The 18,120-nt window shown below is 70.1% G+C and carries 16 protein-coding genes and 1 tRNA gene; 4 read left to right on the top strand and 13 right to left on the bottom strand.

Annotated features, from left to right (window positions below; all coding sequences use genetic code 11):
• Window position 1: 1 nt before the first annotated feature.
• Window positions 2-523: a photosystem I assembly protein Ycf3 gene (locus KBZ12_RS02255; RefSeq protein WP_094586668.1), complete on the bottom strand. Its 522-nt coding sequence runs from the start codon at window positions 521-523 to the stop codon at window positions 2-4.
• A 114-nt stretch (window positions 524-637) separates the two neighbouring features.
• Between KBZ12_RS02255 and KBZ12_RS02250 the strand changes: the two genes are divergently transcribed.
• The 3 genes from KBZ12_RS02250 to KBZ12_RS02240 are packed head-to-tail and all read left to right on the top strand — an operon-like array spanning window position 638 to window position 4,636.
• Complete coding sequence (locus KBZ12_RS02250; protein ID WP_254956088.1) at window positions 638-3,034, top strand: cation-translocating P-type ATPase; 2,397 nt, start codon at window positions 638-640, stop codon at window positions 3,032-3,034.
• Entirely contained in the window at window positions 3,031-3,684 is a 654-nt protein-coding gene (gene tmk / locus KBZ12_RS02245) for a dTMP kinase (RefSeq protein ID WP_254956087.1), read from the top strand. The genes KBZ12_RS02250 and tmk overlap by 4 nt, the downstream gene beginning before the upstream one ends.
• Window positions 3,677-4,636, top strand: a complete 960-nt coding sequence (locus tag KBZ12_RS02240) for a DNA polymerase III subunit delta' (RefSeq protein WP_254956085.1) — start codon at window positions 3,677-3,679, stop codon at window positions 4,634-4,636. Before tmk ends, KBZ12_RS02240 begins: the two co-directional genes overlap by 8 nt.
• Window positions 4,637-4,656: 20 nt before the next feature.
• Here KBZ12_RS02240 and KBZ12_RS02235 read toward each other — a convergent pair whose 3' ends face one another.
• From KBZ12_RS02235 to KBZ12_RS02205, 7 genes are all read right to left on the bottom strand, one after another.
• Complete coding sequence (locus KBZ12_RS02235) at window positions 4,657-5,181, bottom strand: hypothetical protein (RefSeq protein WP_254956084.1); 525 nt, start codon at window positions 5,179-5,181, stop codon at window positions 4,657-4,659.
• A gap of 394 nt (window positions 5,182-5,575) precedes the next feature.
• Window positions 5,576-5,830, bottom strand: a complete 255-nt coding sequence (locus KBZ12_RS02230) for a hypothetical protein (protein ID WP_254956083.1) — start codon at window positions 5,828-5,830, stop codon at window positions 5,576-5,578.
• A 1-nt stretch (window position 5,831) separates the two neighbouring features.
• A complete protein-coding gene (locus tag KBZ12_RS02225; RefSeq protein WP_254956082.1) occupies window positions 5,832-7,262 on the bottom strand; it encodes an 8-oxoguanine deaminase in 1,431 nt (476 codons plus the stop codon).
• A 93-nt stretch (window positions 7,263-7,355) separates the two neighbouring features.
• Window positions 7,356-8,147, bottom strand: a complete 792-nt coding sequence (locus tag KBZ12_RS02220; protein WP_254956081.1) for a response regulator transcription factor — start codon at window positions 8,145-8,147, stop codon at window positions 7,356-7,358.
• 170 nt (window positions 8,148-8,317) lie between these two features.
• A tRNA-Asn gene (locus KBZ12_RS02215) sits at window positions 8,318-8,389 on the bottom strand.
• Between the two features lie 29 nt (window positions 8,390-8,418).
• Complete coding sequence (locus KBZ12_RS02210; RefSeq protein ID WP_254956079.1) at window positions 8,419-9,120, bottom strand: ABC transporter ATP-binding protein; 702 nt, start codon at window positions 9,118-9,120, stop codon at window positions 8,419-8,421.
• The gene (locus KBZ12_RS02205) at window positions 9,117-9,380 is read right to left on the bottom strand and encodes a hypothetical protein (protein WP_254956078.1); all 264 of its coding nucleotides are present in this window, start codon (window positions 9,378-9,380) and stop codon (window positions 9,117-9,119) included. Before KBZ12_RS02205 ends, KBZ12_RS02210 begins: the two co-directional genes overlap by 4 nt.
• Before the next feature lie 160 nt (window positions 9,381-9,540).
• Here KBZ12_RS02205 and psbD point away from each other — a divergent pair, with 160 nt between their 5' ends.
• Complete coding sequence (gene psbD, locus KBZ12_RS02200) at window positions 9,541-10,599, top strand: photosystem II D2 protein (photosystem q(a) protein) (protein WP_015108802.1); 1,059 nt, start codon at window positions 9,541-9,543, stop codon at window positions 10,597-10,599.
• 510 nt (window positions 10,600-11,109) lie between these two features.
• Here the strand turns inward: psbD and KBZ12_RS02195 are convergent.
• Genes KBZ12_RS02195 through KBZ12_RS02175 form a run of 5 tightly spaced genes read right to left on the bottom strand, consistent with a single transcriptional unit; the run spans window position 11,110 to window position 18,020 of the window.
• Window positions 11,110-11,553, bottom strand: coding sequence for a hypothetical protein (locus tag KBZ12_RS02195; protein ID WP_254956077.1), 444 nt, complete (start codon window positions 11,551-11,553; stop codon window positions 11,110-11,112).
• 57 nt (window positions 11,554-11,610) lie between these two features.
• On the bottom strand, window positions 11,611-12,597 hold the full coding sequence (locus KBZ12_RS02190) for a lysylphosphatidylglycerol synthase transmembrane domain-containing protein (RefSeq protein ID WP_254956076.1): 987 nt from the start codon (window positions 12,595-12,597) through the stop codon (window positions 11,611-11,613).
• Window positions 12,598-12,622: 25 nt separating this feature from the next.
• Window positions 12,623-14,026 (bottom strand): glycosyltransferase, encoded by a 1,404-nt coding sequence (locus tag KBZ12_RS02185; protein WP_254956075.1) that lies wholly within the window; start codon window positions 14,024-14,026, stop codon window positions 12,623-12,625.
• A complete protein-coding gene (locus tag KBZ12_RS02180) occupies window positions 14,023-16,458 on the bottom strand; it encodes a hypothetical protein (RefSeq protein WP_254956073.1) in 2,436 nt (811 codons plus the stop codon). The genes KBZ12_RS02185 and KBZ12_RS02180 overlap by 4 nt, the downstream gene beginning before the upstream one ends.
• Window positions 16,455-18,020 (bottom strand): glycosyltransferase family 39 protein, encoded by a 1,566-nt coding sequence (locus KBZ12_RS02175; protein ID WP_254956072.1) that lies wholly within the window; start codon window positions 18,018-18,020, stop codon window positions 16,455-16,457. The genes KBZ12_RS02180 and KBZ12_RS02175 overlap by 4 nt, the downstream gene beginning before the upstream one ends.
• Window positions 18,021-18,120: the final 100 nt, after the last annotated feature.

The following is an 18,120-nucleotide window of genomic DNA, read 5'->3' as shown; positions in this document are numbered from 1 at the left end:
CTCAGAAGTAGACATCGACGTTGCTGCGGCCGGAGGACTTGAGCCAGTTCTCGATGTCCAGGTAGCCGCCCGGGTAGAGCCGTACCGCCTTGGTCCAGTAGGCGGCGGCCTCGTCGAACCAGCGGTCGGCCGCGTCCTGGTCGCCGGTCTCTTCGGCCAGCCGGCCCCACTTCTCATAGATCAGCCCCATGTTTTTCAGGCAGGAGGGGGAGTTGCCGTTGGCGTCCAGGGACTGGCGGTAGAAATCGAGGGCTTTCTCCTCTTCGCCATTGCTCATGAAGATGATCGCCATGTTCTTGAGGATCTCGCCCCGGTCGATGCTGTTCTCCTCGAGCTTCAGGGCCTCTTCGTAGTTTTCGAGCGCCTCGGCGTAGTCGCCGTCGTTCTGGGCCGACAGACCGTCGCGGTAATAGACGTAGGCCTCCTTCGCCTTGGGATCGATCGGCAGCAGCTTGACGATCAGGTCGGCCATGACCGTGAAGCTCTTGTCGATGAAGTTGTCGTTGCGCTGCGAGCGGGGCAAGGGTCGAGATCCTGATCGTTCCCCCCATCCTGCCTTGGGCGGCCGGGCGCGGGCGACGGGATGGCGGCTCCCTAGCCTGGGGCCCCGGTCCGTGATCGCCCCGGCACCCCCTGCGTGAGCGCCACCCCCCCTGCCACCACTGCCGAGCCCCTGCTCCTTGATGTGGAGGGCATGAAGTGCGGCGGCTGTGTGCGTGCCGTCGAGCAGCGCCTGCTCCAGAGCGAGGGGGTGCGCCAGGCCAGCGTCAACCTGCTCACCCGCACGGCCTGGGTCGATCTGGACCCTTGCCGCGACGGCCCCGATGGGGTCGCGGTGGACCCGATCCCCGCCCTGCTGGGCAGCCTGGAAGGCCTGGGCTTCCAGGCCCGGCTGCGGTCCCAGGAGCTGGAGCCGGCCAGCCAGCGGCAGCGGCGTCAGGCCGACCAGTGGTGGCGCCACTGGCGCCAGCTGCTGGTGGCCCTGCTGCTTCTGCTGGTCTCCGGGCTGGGCCACCTGGCGGAGGCGGGCCAGCTGGCCTGGCGGGGTCCGTGGCAACTGCTGGGCAGCCCCTGGTTCCATGCCCTGGTGGCCACACTCGCCCTGGCCGTTCCGGGCCGGCCGATCCTGGTCCGGGGGGCGCGTTCGGCGCTGGCCGGGGTGCCCGGGATGGACACCCTGGTGGGGCTGGGCGTGGCCAGCGCCTACCTCTCCAGCCTGGTGGGCTGGCTGTGGCCCGCCAGCGGCTGGCCCTGCTTTTTCAACGAGCCGGTGATGCTGCTGGGTTTCGTCCTCACCGGTCGCTTCCTCGAGGAACGGGCCCGCTACCGCACCGGCCGGGCCATCGAGGAACTCAGCGCCCTCCAGCCCGACCATGCCCTGTTGCTGCTGGGCGATGGTCCCCCCCGCCAGGTCCGGGTGGGCGGGCTGCGTCCGGGCGACAGGCTGCGGCTGCTGCCGGGGGACCGGGTGCCGGTGGATGGGGTGGTGCTGGAAGGCCGCTCCAGCGTGGATGCCTCCAGCCTCACCGGCGAACCCCTGCCACGCTCCGTGGGCCCAGGCAGTGAGCTGGCCGCCGGCCTGCTCAACCTGGACGGTTCCCTGGTGTTGGAGGTTCAGCGTTGTGGTGCCGAGAGCGCCATCGCCCGCATCGTCCACATGGTGGAGCGGGCCCAGGCCCGCAAGGCCCCGATCCAGGGACTGGCCGACCGGGTCGCCGGCCGCTTCACCCTGGTGGTGCTGGCCCTGGCGGTGGCCACCCTGCTGTTCTGGTGGTTGTGGGGCAGCCAGCATTGGCCCGAGGTGCTGCTCATGGCCCCTGCCTCCGGCCATGGCCCCCATGGCCATGGCGCTGCCGCCAGCCCCGCCACGCCCTTCAGCCTGGGGTTGCAGCTGGCCATCGCCGTGCTGGTGGTGGCCTGTCCCTGCGCCCTGGGTCTGGCGACACCGACGGCCATCGCCGTGGGTTCCGGCCTGGCGGCCCGCTCTGGCCTGCTGTTCCGGGGCGGTGACGCGATCGAAACCGCCTCCCGGCTGCAGGCGGTGCTGTTCGACAAGACAGGCACCCTCACCCTCGGCCGCCCCCTGGTGACGGCCGTCCGGGTGGTCGGGGCCGCGGCCGGGAGCCCGGCGGAGGCGGCCCGGGCCGGGCAGCTGGTGCAGCTGGCCGCCAGCCTTGAGCAGCACAGCCGCCATCCCCTGGCCCACGCCGTGCTGCAGCAGGCCCAGGCCCAGGACCTGCCCCTGTTGCCCGTCGCTGAGAGCCTGTCGCTTGCCGGGGAAGGGGTGCAGGGCCTGGTGGACGGCTTCGGGCTGGTGCAGGTGGGCCGGCTGGCCTGGCTGGGGCGCTGCGGCGTGGCGGTGGACCCCGTCCACGACACCCTCCAGCAGGACCTGGAGGCCGATGGCGCCAGCCTGCTGGCGGTGGCCAGCGACGGGCAGCTGCTGGGTCTGCTGGCCGTCGAGGATCAGCCCCGCGCCGATGCCGCCGCCACCCTGGCCCGCCTGCGGCAGCAGGGGCTGCGGCTCGGGTTGCTCAGCGGAGACCGCCGGGCGAGCGTCGAGGGCCTGGGTCGCCGGCTCGGCCTGCGGCCCGAAGAGCTGGCCTGGGACCTGCGGCCCGAGCAGAAGCTGGAGCGGCTCCTGCTGGCCCATGGCCAGGGGGCCGTGGCGATGGTGGGGGACGGGGTGAATGATGCGCCTGCCCTTGCTGCCGCCGATCTCGGCATCGCCGTCGGAACGGGCACCCAGATCGCCCAGGAGAGTGCGGCGCTGGTGGTGATGGGCGAGGACCTCGATGGCATCGTCCGGGCCCTGGAGATTGCCCGGCGCACCATGGCGAAGGTCCGCCAGAACCTGGCCTGGGCCTTTGGCTACAACCTGATCGTGCTGCCGATCGCGGCTGGCGTGTTGCTGCCGGGCTTCGGCCTGCGTCTTTCGCCCGAGCTGGCGGCCCTGCTGATGGCCTTCAGTTCCATCACCGTGGTCGGCAATGCCCTGCTGCTGCAGGGCAGCCTGCAGGAGCGGTCGTCATGAGCGGACGCTTCCTGGTGCTGGAAGGCATCGACGGCTGCGGCAAGTCCACCCAGATCGAGGTCCTGCGCGCCTGGCTGCCGGTCAGCGGCCTGATGGCCGATGGCGCCCGGCTGGTGGTGACCAGGGAACCCGGCGGCACGGCCCTGGGTCAGGCCCTGCGCGCCCTGCTGCTGCGGCCGCCCGAAGGTGCCGCCCCCTGCAGCCTCAGCGAACTGATGCTCTATGCCGCCGACCGGGCCCAGCACGTGGAGGAGTGCCTGCGTCCGGCGCTGGCGGCCGGCGACTGGGTGCTTTGTGATCGCTTCAGCGGCTCCACCGCCGCCTACCAGGGCTATGGCCGCGGCCTTCCCCTGACAACGATCCTCCAGCTCGAGGCCCTGGCCACCGGAGGCCTGGCGCCCGATCTCACCCTCTGGCTCGACCTGCCCCTGGCCGGATCCCTGCAGCGCCGCGGCAACCGGCCCGCCGACCGGATCGAGGCCGCCGGCGAGGCCTTCCTGCAGCGGGTCAGCGATGGCTTCGCCACCCTGGCCGGCCAGAGGGGCTGGTGTCGTGTCGAGGCCAGCTTGCCCAGGGAGCAGGTCACGGATCGGTGCCGCTCCCTGATCAGGGAACACCTGGCCGTCCCCGAGGGGGGTGGCCATGGCTGAGCTGTTTGCTGATCTTCTTGGCCAGCCGCAGGCGGTGAGGCTGCTGACGGCCGCCCTCGAACGCCAGCGGCTGGCGCCGGCCTATCTGTTCGTGGGGGCCGATGGGGTGGGCCGCCGCCTGGCGGCCCGGCGCCTGCTGGAGGGGGTGCTCTCCGGTGGAAGCATCGGGTCAGTGCCGTTGCGGCGGCGCCTGGCGGAGGGCAATCACCCTGATTTGCTCTGGGTCGAGCCCACCTACCTGCACCAGGGCCGGCTGGTGAAGGCCTCCGAGGCCGAGGCGCAGGGCCTCAGTCGCCGCAGCCCCCCCCAGCTGCGCCTGGAGCAGGTGCGGGAGGTGACCCGTTTCCTGGCCCGCCGCCCGGTGGAGGGGGGGCGTTCCCTGGTGGTGCTGGAGACGGCCGAGGCGATGGCCGAGGCGGCCGCCAATGCCCTGCTCAAGACCCTTGAAGAACCCGGCCACGGTCTGCTGATCCTGCTCACGGCGACACCGGACCGGCTGCTGAGCACCATCCGCTCCCGCTGCCAGTCCATTCCCTTCGCCCGCCTGCCCCCCGCCCTGGTGCGCCAGGTGCTGGAACGGCAGCCGCCAGCGGAAGGGGAACCGCAGGGGCCTGGGGCCGATCCCCCCGAACTGCTTGAACTGGCCGCCGGCTCCCCCGGGGCCCTGCTGCGCCACAGGCGGGTCTGGCGGGGATTGCCTCAGGGGCTGGCGGAACGGTTGCTGGCCCTGGGCCGGGAGCCGATGGAGGCCCTTGGCCTGGCCCGCGACCTCAGCGAGGCCCTCGACGGCGAACAGCAGCTCTGGTTGCTCGACTGGTGGCAGCTGCACCTCTGGCGCCAGCGCCTGGAGCCGGCGCCGTTGCGGCGCATCGAGCAGCTGCGCAGCCACCTGCTGGCCTACGTGCAGCCCCGGCTGGCCTGGGAGGTGGCCCTGCTCGATCTGGGCCGCTGAGCGGTGAGGGGACCTGATCCCTACGGTGCGCCGCTGCCGGGGCCGCTGCGCCGATCGATGTCCAGCCCCGGGGCGCGCGATCGGAGCAGGAAGGCGGAGACGGCGGCGATCGCCACCGGCACCACGACGATGCCGATGCTGCCCCGGTAGGCGCTGAAGCTGGTGATGCCGGCGCCTCCCCCCGGCATGGCGGCGAGCACCTGCACCAGGGCGCTGAGGAGGTAGGCCAGGGTCATCACGAGGGTGGTGGCGATGGGCACCAGGGCGGCCTCCAGGTGCTCGGGCAGCGCCGCCAGGGCCAGGGAGGAGGCGCTGCTGCCGAATCCCACCAGGAAGAAGGCGACGCCGGCCCCCGCCCCGGGCAGCACATGGGCGTACAGCAGGCCTTCCACCAGCAGGGTGAGAAGGGCGAAGGCCCTCACCGGTCCCAGGAATCCGGCCCGTCTGGCCCAGGTGCCCCCCACCAGGGACCCCGCCATCATCCCGAGGGGAAAGGCCGAATTCAGCAGCGAGGCCTGCTGGATGGTGTGTCCGAACACCCGCATCTGGTAGGGAATGTTCCAGAGATCGGCGAAGGCCAGAAAGGAACCGAACAGGCCGCCGAAGCAAAGGCTGACGTACCAGAACGGGGGGGTCTGCAGAATCCGTCCGATCGCTCCCGGCAGCTCGGAGGGTCGGAGGGTCGGAGGGTCACCCGGGCCTGACCAGGGGGGGCATCGCGGCCTGGGGGCCGCCCCGGTTCCTCCAGAGCGAAGACCAGCAGGGCGGCGGTTGCCAGCAGCAGCAGGGAGAGGACCCAGAATGGGCTGCGGAAGCCGGCCAGAATCGGCACCATGGCACTGCCGATCGCCAGCAGCGCGGAGCAGAGATTGGTGATGGCGTTGCTGAGGGCGGCCATGAAGGGGAAGTTCCGGGGGAACTCCCGGCCCACGGTGCTGATCACCCCGACGAAGGCGGTGGACAGGCCGATCCTCCCAGGAGCAGACGGGTCGGGATGGTGGACATCAGGCCGCCCAGAAGCAGCAGGGCGATCGAGAAGGCGGTGACGTAAGCGCCCCCGAGCGCCCCCAGCTGGGCGTCTCCCAAGCCAAGGGAACCCAGAAGGCTCGGGGACGTGATGGCAAAGGTGACCGAGCAGAGAACGCTCAGGGCGAAGAAGAGCTGGGTGGCCCCCCAGCGGATCCATCGCGCCATGTCAGCCGAGCTCCGCGTTGTCCATGAGCTGGAGACTGGCCGCGTTGTGCTGCTCCACCACCAGGGGAAGATCCACGGTGGCCAGGCGTCCCTGGTCAACGATCACCCTGCCATGCACCACGGTGTAGTGGGCCTTCTGGGGGGCACAGAACACGGTGGCGGCAACCGGATCATGGAGCGCTCCGGCATAATCAAGTCTGTGGAGGTTGATCGAGAAGAAGTCGGCGCACTTCCCCACTTCGAGGGAGCCGATGTCATCCCGACCGATCACCGAAGCGCCGCCAAGGGTGGCCACCTCCAGGATCTCCCGTGCCGTGATCCACTCGTGGGCCCGCCGTGGGTGGGAGGGGGAGAGATGCATGAATCGACTGGGTCCCTCCGGCGGTTGGAGCCCCAACTTCAGCCTGGCGAGCAGGAAGGCCAGATGCACCTCCAGCATCATGTTCGAGCTGTCGTTGCTGGCGGAACCATCCACCCCAAGCCCGACCTTCACGCCGGCTTCCATGTAGCGCTTCAGGGGGGCGATGCCCGAGGCCAGTCGCATGTTTGAGGACGGGCAATGGCAGGCCCCGCAGCCGCAGCTGGCGAATTGGGCGATCTCCTGATCGTCCACATGAATGGCATGGGCGAACCACACCCCGTCCCCGAGCCAGCCCACGCTGTCCATGAATTCCACCGGCCGCAGGCCGTAGTTGCTGAGGGTGTAGCGCTCTTCGTCGACGGTTTCGCACAGATGGGTGTGCAGGCCCACCCCGTCGTACTGGCGGGCCAGATCGGCTGAATCCCGCAGCAGGGAAGGGGTGACCGAGAAGGGGGAACAGGGCGCCACGACGAGGCGGGTCATGGCGCCCGCCTCCCTCTGGTGGTAGGCCTTGATCACCCTCTGGGTGTCATCGAGGATGGCGGATTCCTCCTCCACGCAGCTGTCGGGAGGCAGGCCGCCCCTGGATTCCCCCAGCGACATGGAACCCCGGCTGCAGTGGAAGCGAATCCCCAGTTCCCGGGCCGCCTCGATGATCACATCGACGCTGTTGCCGTTCTTGAACACATAGCTGTGGTCGAAGACAGTGGTGCAGCCGGAGAGGGCCAGCTCCGCACAACCGACCAGCACGCTCAGGCGCGACGCTTCCGGTGTTGTGGCGGCCCAGATCCTGTAGTGCGCCTTGAGCCAGGCAAAAAGATTGTTGTTCTGGGCGGCGGGAATGTTACGGGTGAGGGTCTGGTTGAGGTGGTGGTGACAGTTCACCAGCCCGGGCAGAAGGATCTGGCCCGTCAAATCAAGCACCGTGTCGGCCTGCTGGGGCAGCTCCCCGGCCGGCCCGATCCGTCGGATCCAGCCGTCCTCCGCGTAGAGGGACGCGTTGTGCAGTTCCCGGCTCTCCCCATCCATGGTGACCAGGACGTCGGCGTCGCGGGCAAGAAGACTCGGCATCGCCTCACGGCCCGTACCTGCGGAGTCTGGAAGTGACGCCAGCCGTTGTCAGGACAGGGGTGGGGTCTGTTCACATGGACCGTGCGGCCGGTATCAGCCGGCGTCGTTGGTCCTGGTGGAGGCCTCCAGACGGGCTTGCCTGGCGTCGTGGACGATGGTGGCGAGCGGTTCCATCTGGTCGGTGGCGGGGAGCTCGAGGCAGTAGCCGGCGCCGTAGACGGTCTTGATGAAGCGGGGCTTGCGGGGGTCGGGTTCGAGCTTGGTGCGCAGGTGGCGGATGTGGACCCGGATGGTTTCGATGTCGTCGTCCGGCTCGTAGCCCCAGACCTCCTTGAGGATCAGGGAGGGGGCGACGGTCTGGCCGTGGCGCTGCAGCAGGCAGTGGAGGAGTTCGAACTCCGTGTGGGTGAGGCGGACCGGGGCGTCGAACCAGATGGCCTCGAAGCGCTCGGGGACGAGGGTGAGGGAGCTGAAGCTGAGGATCTCGTTGTGCTTGGCGGAGAGGGGAGCCCGTTCGCTGCGGCGCAGGAGGGCCTTGACCCTCACCATCAGCTCCTCGAGATCGAAGGGCTTGGTGAGGTAGTCATCGGCGCCCGAGTTGAACCCGCTGACCTTGTCCTTGGTGCTGCCGAGGGCGGTGAGCATCAGGATGGGGATCTTGGCGGTGCGCTCGTCGCGCCGGAGGCGCTGACAGAGGGTCAGCCCGTCGACCTTGGGGAGCATCAGGTCGAGCAGGATGACATCGGGGCTGTACTGCACAGCAAGGGCCTGACCCTTGATGCCGTCTTCGGCGCGCTGAACGTCGAAGCCCCCGTGCTCAAGATGGCCGGCGACCAGATCGCGCATGTCGCCGTCATCTTCGATGAGCAGGATGGAGGGCTTCATGGGTGGCGTCGTGGCGTCGAAGGTGCTTCCGGAGCGAGCACAAGTGAAGGGGAGACTACATTTTCGCCGCTCTACCGCTGGCGTGCAGGGATTCGCTGGATCCATCCCCCCAGGCGGCTACGGCCATGGTTGCCGGGGAGCGGAAGCCCGGCATCGGGCGGATGGAGAAACTCCCCGGGCGGGATTCGAACCTGCGACCAATCGGTTAACAGCCGACCGCTCTACCACTGAGCTACCGAGGAAAACACCCGGAAACCGGGTTCTGATGACCTTACCTTTCGGCCCCGCCGGCGGGCAAGGGGGCCAGGCAGTGGCGCAGGCTTTCGCCGCTCTGCCAGGGGCCGATCGCACCGGCTTCCATGCGGGCGGCTCCGTCGCAGCGCTCGAGTTCCTCGAGGCGGTGGGTGATCCACAGCGCGGTGAGGGGGGAGGCGCTCCGGTGAGAGAGCCGATGGATCAGCTCCAGCACCTCGTTCTGGCTTTCCGGATCCAGCAGGGCTGTCGGTTCATCGAGCAGCAGCAGTGACGCGTCGCTCGCCAGCGCCCCGGCGATCGCCAGACGCTGCTTCTGGCCACCGCTCAGGGTGTGGATGGGACGCCGCTGCAGGCCGCTCAGGCCGACCTGGGCCAGGGCCGTAGCCACCCGAGCGGCACGCTCGTCGTCGTCGAGGCCCTCGGGGAGGGCTAGCTGCAGGTCGCTGCCGCAACTGGGCAGCAGCAGCTGGTGGTCGGGGTTCTGGAACACCAGGGCGGGCCTGCCCTGGCAGGTGATGGTGCCTTCGGTCGGCGTGAGCAGGCCTGTGATCAGGCGCAGCAGGGTGCTCTTGCCGCTGCCGTTGCTGCCCACCAGCATCCACAGTCCCGGCCGCGGAATCTGCAGCTGACAGTTCTGCAGCGCCTGACGACCCTCGCCCCAGCCGAAGCGGAGCCCCTCAATGCGCAGGGGCGGCTCCACCGGCGCCGTTGTTGTCAAGGCTCGAAGCTGAAGCCGGGCCGCTTGCCGCCGCCGGCGACCGCCGACTTCTCATAAATCTGCACGGCCACGATCTCGCCACTGAGGAGGCTGACGCGCTTCTGCTCGTCCTTCTCGCAGCTGAGGTCCAGCACCTTGGGGTGACCGCTTTCGAGGGCCTGACGCACCTCCCCGTACAGGGCCAGGGCGGCCTCCAGCTCCTTCCGCTGGACCGCGACGGGCATGGGGCTGAGCCGGAGGGAGATCTCGACGACGTACATGTAGGGCGGTGAGGACTGGCCTGGCCACTCTGGCGAATCGCCGGCCGTCGGGGAGGCGATGAGTACTTCTGCTCAATCCCTGGGGAAGGGGGTGCGGACAGCCGCACAGAACGGGGGTCGTCTTTTACGATTGGGATGTAACGCTTCGTGAAGCTCACCCATGACGATCGCCCTAGGGCGTGCTCCGGCCACGCGTGGATGGTTCGACGTCCTCGACGACTGGCTCAAGCGCGACCGCTTCGTTTTCGTGGGGTGGTCCGGTCTGCTGCTGTTCCCCACGGCCTATCTGGCCCTGGGCGGCTGGCTCACCGGCACCACCTTCGCCACCTCCTGGTACACCCACGGCATTGCCAGCAGCTACCTGGAGGGATGCAACTTCCTCACCGCTGCCGTCAGCACGCCCGCTGATGCCATGGGGCACAGCCTCCTGCTGCTCTGGGGCCCGGAAGCCCAGGGTGACTTCGTCCGCTGGATCCAGCTCGGAGGCCTCTGGCCCTTCGTGGCGCTGCACGGCGCCTTCGCCCTGATCGGCTTCATGCTGCGTCAGTTCGAGATCGCCCGTCTGGTGGGCATCCGTCCCTACAACGCCATCGCCTTCTCCGGCCCGATCGCGGTGTTCGTCAGTGTCTTCCTGATGTATCCGCTGGGTCAGAGCAGCTGGTTCTTCGCGCCATCCTTCGGTGTGGCGGCGATCTTCCGTTTCCTGCTGTTCCTGCAGGGCTTCCACAACTGGACCCTGAATCCGTTCCACATGATGGGCGTGGCCGGCATCCTCGGCGGTGCCCTGCTGTGCGCCATCCACGGCGCCACGGTGGAGAACACCCTGTTTGAAGACAGCGACCAGGCCAACACCTTCAAGGCGTTCGAACCCACCCAGGAAGAAGAGACCTACTCGATGGTCACCGCCAACCGCTTCTGGAGCCAGATCTTCGGGATCGCTTTCTCCAACAAGCGCTGGCTGCACTTCTTTATGCTGTTCGTGCCGGTGATGGGTCTGTGGACCAGCAGTATCGGCATCATCGGCCTGGCCCTCAACCTGCGGGCCTACGACTTCGTGAGCCAGGAGATCCGCGCCGCCGAGGATCCCGAATTCGAAACGTTCTACACCAAGAACATCCTGCTCAACGAAGGTCTGCGTGCCTGGATGGCCCCTGCCGACCAGCCGCACGAAAACTTCATCTTCCCTGAAGAGGTTCTGCCGCGCGGCAACGCCCTTTGATCCTCTCCCTTCCAAGCTATGGCCCCTTCGGGGGCCTTTTTTTTGTTGGCCCCCCAGACCGTCCATCGCTGCCACCCTCTGTTCGGCACCGGCCAGAAAAGCTGGTTACGATGGTTAGGTTCCGTCAGCAGTGACGTGGTGAGCGGCGGAAATGCCTGATTGAAGCGCTCGGCGACACCTGAGCCAGTGGGTCTCACCCCGCGCAAGCGGATTCGGTGGGTCCAACGTCGGGAAAGTTCACTGTGTTGCTTCTTTCAAAGGTTGTTTTCGTTCTCGCCGCAGGCGTCGCCGGCTGGCATCCAACCCACAGGAGGAGGTGTCCATGACCCCAAGTTGTCCCATCCAGGGTCTGCTGATCGCGGAGAATGCCGGCTGATCACGGCTGCTGACTCCTGATCCATCGGTTCCGCGCCAGAGCGGACCCGGCGAGAGCCCCCGGCATCGGTTTCCCCAGGACCCCCTGGTGAAGTCGATGTCGGGGGCATCGTTCATGGGCTCTACGCGCGAGCGCTAACCATGGGCCGTTGTCATGGCGAGCCGCACCGCCTGCTTGGAGGGATGGGAATGCTCGTCCCGGTAGAGGATCTGCCTATCGGCGGAGCGGTAGGTGCAGGACCGTTCTGGGCAGAAGAGGTCGAACAGATCCACTGCGGCACGGCGTTGGCCGGATGGCAGTTGGCCTCCCGCGCGAAGGGCAGGCCATTGAGCACCGCCAGGTGCACGCCGCGCCGCGCCAGGTCGGCCGAGAACATCACCATGCAGCGACCACCAGTGCATGCCGGTGGTCCAGCGGCTCAGGGACGGCACGCCCCAGTGCCAGAGGGAGAGGGAATAGGAGATCGGGCCCACGGCCACCAGGGCCTGCTGGCTGGGATACAGCTGAACGAAGGCGATCAGGGACGCCAGCGAGGCCACCCCCATCACGGCGAACAGGTTCCGCTGGCCGCTGGCCACTGGGTGAGGCGGGAGCGTTGCCTCTGGCCAGCGACTCCTGGGATCGGACGGCCTCGATCACGTGCCCACCCCGTCGCGACCCTCTTCCGGGCCGTCGTCCCTGTGCCGGGCCAGCACCAGCACCCCCACCGCCGTGGGCAGCAGCACGGTGCACACCCGCAGCACCAGGGTGACGGCCAGCGCCGCCGATCGATCGACTCCGAAGGCCACCGCCAGGCCGATGGCCGTGGCCTCCGCGGTGCCGACCCCCGCCGGCAGGAAGGAGAGGACGCCGCCGAGGGCCATCGCCGTGCGGATCACGGCGGCCTGGGTCAGGGCCAGGGGATCCCCCAGCAGCTGGAGCAGGCCCATCAGCGCCGCCGCCTCGACCAGCCACACCAGGGCCGCCAGGGTGGTGCCCATCAGCAGGGGCAAGGGCCGCAGCAGCCGCCGCAGCCGGCTCACCGCCCCGAGGGCTTCCCGCAGCAGCCTGGTCAGACCGTGCCAGCGCCGGTGGGCCGGCAGCCGGTCGAGGAAGGCCTCCAGACGCCGCAGGGCGGCAGGGTGGCTCAGCAGCCAGGCGCCGATGGCCAGGGTTCCCCCGGCGGCCAGCAGGGCCGGCAGAATTCGGCCCCCCAGCCCCCAGGCGAGCACCAGCAGGGCTCCGGCCAGGTCCGTCACCCGCTCCGCCAGGGTCACCCCAACGCCCACCTGCATCGGGATGGCGTGGCGACGTTGCAGCCACAGCCCGCGCAGGGCCTCACCGCTGCGCCCTGGGGCCGCCACCAGGGAGAGGCCGGCGACGTAGATCCGGCTGCTGGGACGCCAGGGCAGGGGGTGTCCCAGCAGCCGCAGATAGAACTGCCAGCGCTGGAACAGCAGCAGATAGCCCAAAGTCACCAGCGTCGGCACCAGGACCCAGCACCACCAGGGCAGGGCCGCCAGGGAGCGCATCACGTTGGCGAAGCCGAACCAGAAGCTGAGCCCCAGGTAGACGACCAGCGTGGCCACCAGGCCCAGGAGCCAGCGCTTCTGCATCAGCGGCCAGGGCGGCGCCGTTGGCATGAAGGTGGGGCGAACACCGGCGCGCTCATGGTGTGAAGCGCAGTTTCTGGGCCGCGTAGAGACACATCCGCGCCAGGATCAGACCCTCCTTCACATGGGCGATGTTGGAGCTGCCGTAACTGCGCTCCTGGTACCGCACCGGCACCTCCACGATCTTGAGGTTCAGCTTGGAGGCGCCGAAGAGCAGGTCGAAATCGCCGAAGGGGTCGAAGTCGCCGAAGTAGGCCCGCCCGGCCTTGAGGCGCTCGTAGTCGGCCTTCCAGATCACCTTGGTGCCGCAGAGGGTGTCCTTCAGCCGCTGGCGCAGCAACCAGGAGAAGGCCGCGGCGAAGAAACGGTTGGCGGCCGTGTTCAGCGGCGGCATGGCGGCGCTGGTGCGGGGGTACACCAGCCGGCAGCCGTTGACGAACTCCCCCCGGCCCTCGGCCAGGGCCTTGTAGAACCGCGGCAGGTCCTCGGGGCGCACGGTGAGATCCGCATCCAGGATCATCAGCACCTCCCCCTCGGCCTGATCGAAGCCCAGCCAGACGGCGTCCGCCTTACCGCGGCCGCTCTGGCGCAGGGCCCGCAGCTGCAACGGGCCGCTGTAGGTGGCGCAGACCCGCTCGATCTCGGCCCAGGTGTCATCGGAGGAATGACCTTCCACGAACAGCACCTCGGTGGCCGACCCCAGCAGGGGCATGCGCTCGATGGCGGCGGCGATGTTTCCCGCCTCGTTGCGGGCCGGGATCACCACGCTGACGCTGGGCTGGAGCTGGGTCGGGGTGGCGGGACGGGCCACCAGCCAGTGGGTGAGCCCGAACTGCTCCAGCACCGGCAGCTGGCTCAGCCAGCGGTTGGCCAGGGGGGCCAGCAGGGGGACGCGGCGGGGCAGCAGGCAGCGGTGCCCCTGCTTGAGCACCTCCCAGCCGGCCAGGTCGAGCAGGTTCTGCACGTCTCTCGGGGTGAGCCAGCTCTCGGGCGGCTGGGGCTGGCGCAGACCCAGGCGTTCCGCCGTCTTCAGCAGGGGCTGCCACAGCCAGTTGTGGAAACTCACCACCAGCCGGGTGCGGTCATGGCAGAAGGCCCCGAGCCTCTCGAGCACTCCCTGGACGTCCTCGAGGGTGTTGAGGGTGTTGGCGACCAGAATCACATCGAAGGGCTGGCTCTCCCCGATCGCCTCCGGGTCAATGGCCGCCGCCTCGGCGCAGACGATGCGCAGGTTGGGATGGGCCGCCATGGCGGCGGCGGCAATGGCGGGGTCGCGCTCGATGCCCACCCCGTGACTGGGGTGGGTGGCGGCCAGCAGATCCCCCAGGCCGCAGCCGATCTCGAGCACCCTCAGGCCCGGAGCCACCAGCACCTGGTGCAGCCGGTTCAGGTCGTCGTAATAGGCGCGGTTGCGGCGGTGAAACCGTTGCAGTCCCTCGCTCTGGAGCGTGCCGTTCATCGCAGCAGGGCCAGGGTGCCGGCCACGTCCAGCCGCAGGCCGCTGGCCACGGCTCGCAGTGTCCGCAGGGTGCGGTTGCCGGGGTCGAGCCGGGCGGCCGCGTCGAGCGCCACCTGGGCCTGGCCAGGGTGGAAGCGGTAGAGCTGCACGAAGCCGAGGGCCATCAGGGCATGGGGATTGGTGGGTTCGAGGGACACGATGCGCTGCAGGGTATCGACGGCCCCATCGGCGTGCCGCTGCAGCGCCTGGGCCAGGGCCAGACCATAGAGGTCCTCCAGGTCAGCGCCCCCGGAGCTGGGGGGACGCTCCTGGAGACGGGCCCGCAGCAGGCGCTCCCCCTGGGCGAGATAGACCTGCTGGGGATCGCGCTGGTTGATCTGACCCACCTGCCCGAACAGCAGATCAAGCTCACCCCGGCGCAGCAGCCTCCCCAGGGCGAGCAGCTGGTCGATGCGGTTGGGGGGCGCCCCGCCATTCGGCCCGGCGGCCACCTCACCGGTGGCCGCCACTGTCAACGTCAGCGGGGCGCTGCGCAAGGCCAGCGGCCGCCCCTGGCCGTCGATGGCGCGGGCCCGCAGCCCATAGGACCCGTCGGGCAGCCCGGCCGGCACCACCAGGGCCAGCCGTTCGCGGACCTCCAGGCAACCGGAAGGGCTGGCGCGCACCATTCCCTGACCGATGCCGCGGTCGTGGCGCCAGTTCGGTCGCCAGTCGAGCAGCAGCAGGCCATCCCGCAGCTGGGCCGCCGGCCCCCGCAGGCGGCTGACCAGCACCGCCTCGCTGCCCGGCCGCAGGGGAGCGGGCGGCTCGACGCTGAGATCCAGCTGGAGGCTGGGATCCGGCCCGCAGGCCACCGGCGCCACCGCCAGGCTGAGGTTCCGCCGCCCGAAGAGCTCGGCGCTGCTGCCGTCGGGCAGGGGCCAGCGGCCGGCGGTCTGGAAGGCCGGCGAGCGGCGCACCATGGCGTCGAGGGCGGCCTGGCGCGCGTCACTCATCACCCCCTGGTCGCCCCCCTTGAGCAGGAACCAGTCGAAGCCGGCCAGGTCCCCGTCGAGCTGGTCGACGGGGGCCACGGTCTGGCGGGCGGCGACGCGGAAGTTCTGGCGGCGTCCTTCGGCATCGAGGTTGAAGGCGTTCAGACCCTGGCTGTCGGGCAGCACCGCCAGGGTGGAGAGCTGGTGAGGACTGCGCTGGCGGATCGTGGCCACGATCCCCTCCAGGGGCCAGGGGGGGGCGCCCACCGGCGGCCGCGGCGGAAAGGCGGTGGGATTGGCCGCCAGGGCGAACTGGCTGGCCAGGGCCCCCCAGACCCCGATTCCCACCACCGCCAGCCGCCAGACGGCCGTCCAGCGGCCGGTGGCCGAGGCCAGTACGATCCCCAGCCCGAGGCACAGCTGGGGAACCAGGGGCAGGACGAAGCGGAAGTCCTTGGTGCTCATCAGGGTGGCCAGCAGCAGGGCCCCGAGCGGAAAGCTCAGCCACCAGGCGAGCTGGGGCCAGGCCAGGGCGTTGGCAGGGGCGCCGCGTCGCCGCCACCGGCTCAGCAACCCTCCCGCCACCACCACCGCCACCAGGGCGGCCCCGGCCATGGTGGGCAGCAGGCGGGGGTAGAACAGCCAGCCCGCCAGGGTGTTCGCCTCCAGCCCGTCCTGGTACAGGACGCCCCACTGGCGGGCCTTGTTGACCGTGGAGAGGATCGTCAGCCAGTTCTGGCTCCACCAGGGCCAGGCCACGGCTGTGGCGGCGGCGGCGGCCAGCAACGACTCGGCCAGGCGGGCCGGCCGACCCCGACGGAGCAGCGCCGCCAGGGCCATCCAGGCCAGCACCAGCAGGGGCAGCCAGAGCATCACCAGGCCGGTCGGGCGTGTCAGAACGACCGCCCCGAGCCCCAGTCCGCCCCCCAGGCTCCAGAGCCACGGGTGTCGGGGGCGGGCCAGCACCCGGACGGTCAGCAGCCACCAGGTGGCCGTGAGCACGGCCGTAAGGCTGAAATCGATCAAATAGTCGCTGCGCTGGTTGAGCAGGGCCGGTGCGACGCCGCAAAGAAAGGCGGCCCAGAGGCCGGCGGCGCGGCTGTGGGCCAGGCGCCCCAGGCCGTAGAGGCTGCCCAGCAGCAGGGCCTGAAACAGGCCGTTGGAGAGGATCGCGCTGCCATACCCAGGTCCGAGCAGGCTGAACACCGGTGCCGTCACCAGATAGGTGAAGGGCCCCCGGTAGGTGGGGGTCTCGGCCCAGAGCCGTTGCCACCAGAGCGGATCGAAGGGCGCCGCCTCACCCAGCACCTGCCAGACCCCCAGGGCCCGGCTCAGATGTTCCCCCTGGTCCCAGGCCGGTGGCTGGCCATGGCGCCGCAGCCAGAGCCCATCCAGGAGCACACCGGCCAGCCACAGCCCCAGCAGGATCCAGCCGTCCCGGCCGCGCGCCAGCCTCATCGGGCCACCCCTGACGCTTCGGCCAGCACCCAGGGCTCCAGCTCGGGGGCCTGCAGCCGCACGGGCCATCCGGCCGGCAGTTCCCGGCGCCGGATCCACACCCGCTCCCCGGGGGGCACCCGTTCGACGGGGCCGATGCGGGGTGTGAGCCTGGGGCTGGCCAGGGCCACCAGGATCAGCCGGGCATGCTCCTCGCCGCTCAGGGGGGCGCCGGCCACGGCGGCGATCGGCCCGGCCGCCAGGGCCGCTTTGGCCCCAGGGCGCTCCAGGGCCTGGCGCTGCCGGGGGCTGCGATCGGTGAACAGGCCGGCCTGCACCAACAGGACCAGGGCCAGCCAGGGACCCACCAGGAGGGCCCCCAGCCGGCGGGAGCCCTGACGGCACCGGGGCACCAGGGCCCAGGCCAGCCCCAGGCACCCCGCCGCCAGGGCGAACTGCTCTGGTCCCGGCGCGAGGCTGGCCACCCCATTGGCCACGAGGAGGCCGGCCGGCGCCCCGGGCCAGAGCACCGCCACCGACGCCAGCACCAGGAGCAGTCCCAGGCCCCCGGCGCTGAACGTCGCCCCGCGGGCCCACCGGCCGGCTCCGGCGCTCCAGGAGCGCAGGCCCGCGGTGGCCGCCAGGGCGATGAAGGGGGTGAGCTGCAATCCGTAGTAGGGGGTTTTGGTGCGGAAGGCGCTGAGCAGGAGCAGCATCAGCAGGGGATAAAGGAGCAGCAGCAGGCACCGGGTCCGCTCCAGCTGGGCGCCCAGCCAGCCGCGCCAGCCCGCCAGGGCGAACAGGCTCCAGGGGAGGGTGTTGGCCGGCAGGTTCCATAAGTAATAGAGCGGTCCGGCGCTGTAGACGTCGCTCTCCGAGAGGTAAAGAAGCTTCTGCCACAGGCCCGCCACTGCCGGGAGGCCCAGCACCTGCAGGCTCAGGCCCAGCCAGAGCGCCACCGGCAGCCAGCCCAGGGCGAGGCCGAGCCAGAAGACGGGCCGCCGCAACAGGGACCGGCGCTCCAGCAGGACGAAGGGCAGCAGGGCCAGCACGGGCAGCGCCACCATGAAGCCCTTGATCAGGAAGGCCGGGCCGATCCAGGACCCGGCCAGGAGCGTCCAGTGCTGTTTGGGGCTGTCGCCGGCCCGCAGCAGGGCCAGGATTCCCAGCAGCTCCAGGGCCAGCAGCGGCATGTCCTGGCTGGCCAGGTGGGCGTAGTCGAGCCAGAGGGGCGTGAGTGCCAGCACGGCAGCAGCGAGCCAGCCGGCCCCATCACCCCCCAGCAGGCGCCTGGCGAGGGCCGCCGTGAGCAGCAGCGTGGCCACGGCGGCCACCAGGGACGGCAGATGGGCCACCCAGGGGGATACGCCCAGCAGTCGGTAGGCCGCGGCGACCAGCCAGGGCAGGCCGATGGTGCGATCGAAGATGACCTGGTCCCACCAGGGGGGACCCAGCCACTGGCCGCCCTGGGTGATCCAACGGGCCTGCAGGGCGTAGTACCCCTCGTCGTGGGCCAGGAAGCTGCGCGGCGCCGCCGTCAGCAACAGGGGCAGGAAGGGCAGCGTCGCCCACGGGGCCTTCATGGCCGGCACTCTGGCAGCACCCCCGGGTACCGGACGTTGTGTTTTCTGGCACATGGGCACTGGATGGTCAGGTCCGCCTGGGGGATTCTTCGTTTGGCGC

The sequence above is a fragment of the Cyanobium sp. Cruz CV13-4-11 genome (genome assembly GCF_024346055.1).
Lineage (GTDB): Bacteria > Cyanobacteriota > Cyanobacteriia > PCC-6307 > Cyanobiaceae > Cyanobium.
The sequence above is the reverse complement of the archived record's forward strand: the minus strand, read 5'-3'. Positions and strand labels throughout refer to the sequence as shown.

Excerpts from the sequence above, each read along its gene's own strand:
- tmk (WP_254956087.1), top strand. The coding sequence starts at position 3,031 with ATGAGCGGACGCTTCCTGGTGCTGGAAGGCATCGACGGCTGCGGCAAG.
- KBZ12_RS02230 (WP_254956083.1), bottom strand. The coding sequence starts at position 5,830 with ATGGCGCGATGGATCCGCTGGGGGGCCACCCAGCTCTTCTTCGCCCTG.
- KBZ12_RS02190 (WP_254956076.1), bottom strand. The coding sequence starts at position 12,597 with ATGCCAACGGCGCCGCCCTGGCCGCTGATGCAGAAGCGCTGGCTCCTG.
- KBZ12_RS02175 (WP_254956072.1), bottom strand. The coding sequence starts at position 18,020 with ATGAAGGCCCCGTGGGCGACGCTGCCCTTCCTGCCCCTGTTGCTGACG.
- KBZ12_RS02205 (WP_254956078.1), bottom strand. The coding sequence starts at position 9,380 with ATGTACGTCGTCGAGATCTCCCTCCGGCTCAGCCCCATGCCCGTCGCG.
- KBZ12_RS02225 (WP_254956082.1), bottom strand. The coding sequence starts at position 7,262 with ATGCCGAGTCTTCTTGCCCGCGACGCCGACGTCCTGGTCACCATGGAT.
- KBZ12_RS02240 (WP_254956085.1), top strand. The coding sequence starts at position 3,677 with ATGGCTGAGCTGTTTGCTGATCTTCTTGGCCAGCCGCAGGCGGTGAGG.
- KBZ12_RS02180 (WP_254956073.1), bottom strand. The coding sequence starts at position 16,458 with ATGAGGCTGGCGCGCGGCCGGGACGGCTGGATCCTGCTGGGGCTGTGG.
- KBZ12_RS02220 (WP_254956081.1), bottom strand. The coding sequence starts at position 8,147 with ATGAAGCCCTCCATCCTGCTCATCGAAGATGACGGCGACATGCGCGAT.
- KBZ12_RS02185 (WP_254956075.1), bottom strand. The coding sequence starts at position 14,026 with ATGAACGGCACGCTCCAGAGCGAGGGACTGCAACGGTTTCACCGCCGC.
- KBZ12_RS02235 (WP_254956084.1), bottom strand. The coding sequence starts at position 5,181 with ATGCGGGTGTTCGGACACACCATCCAGCAGGCCTCGCTGCTGAATTCG.
- psbD (WP_015108802.1), top strand. The coding sequence starts at position 9,541 with ATGACGATCGCCCTAGGGCGTGCTCCGGCCACGCGTGGATGGTTCGAC.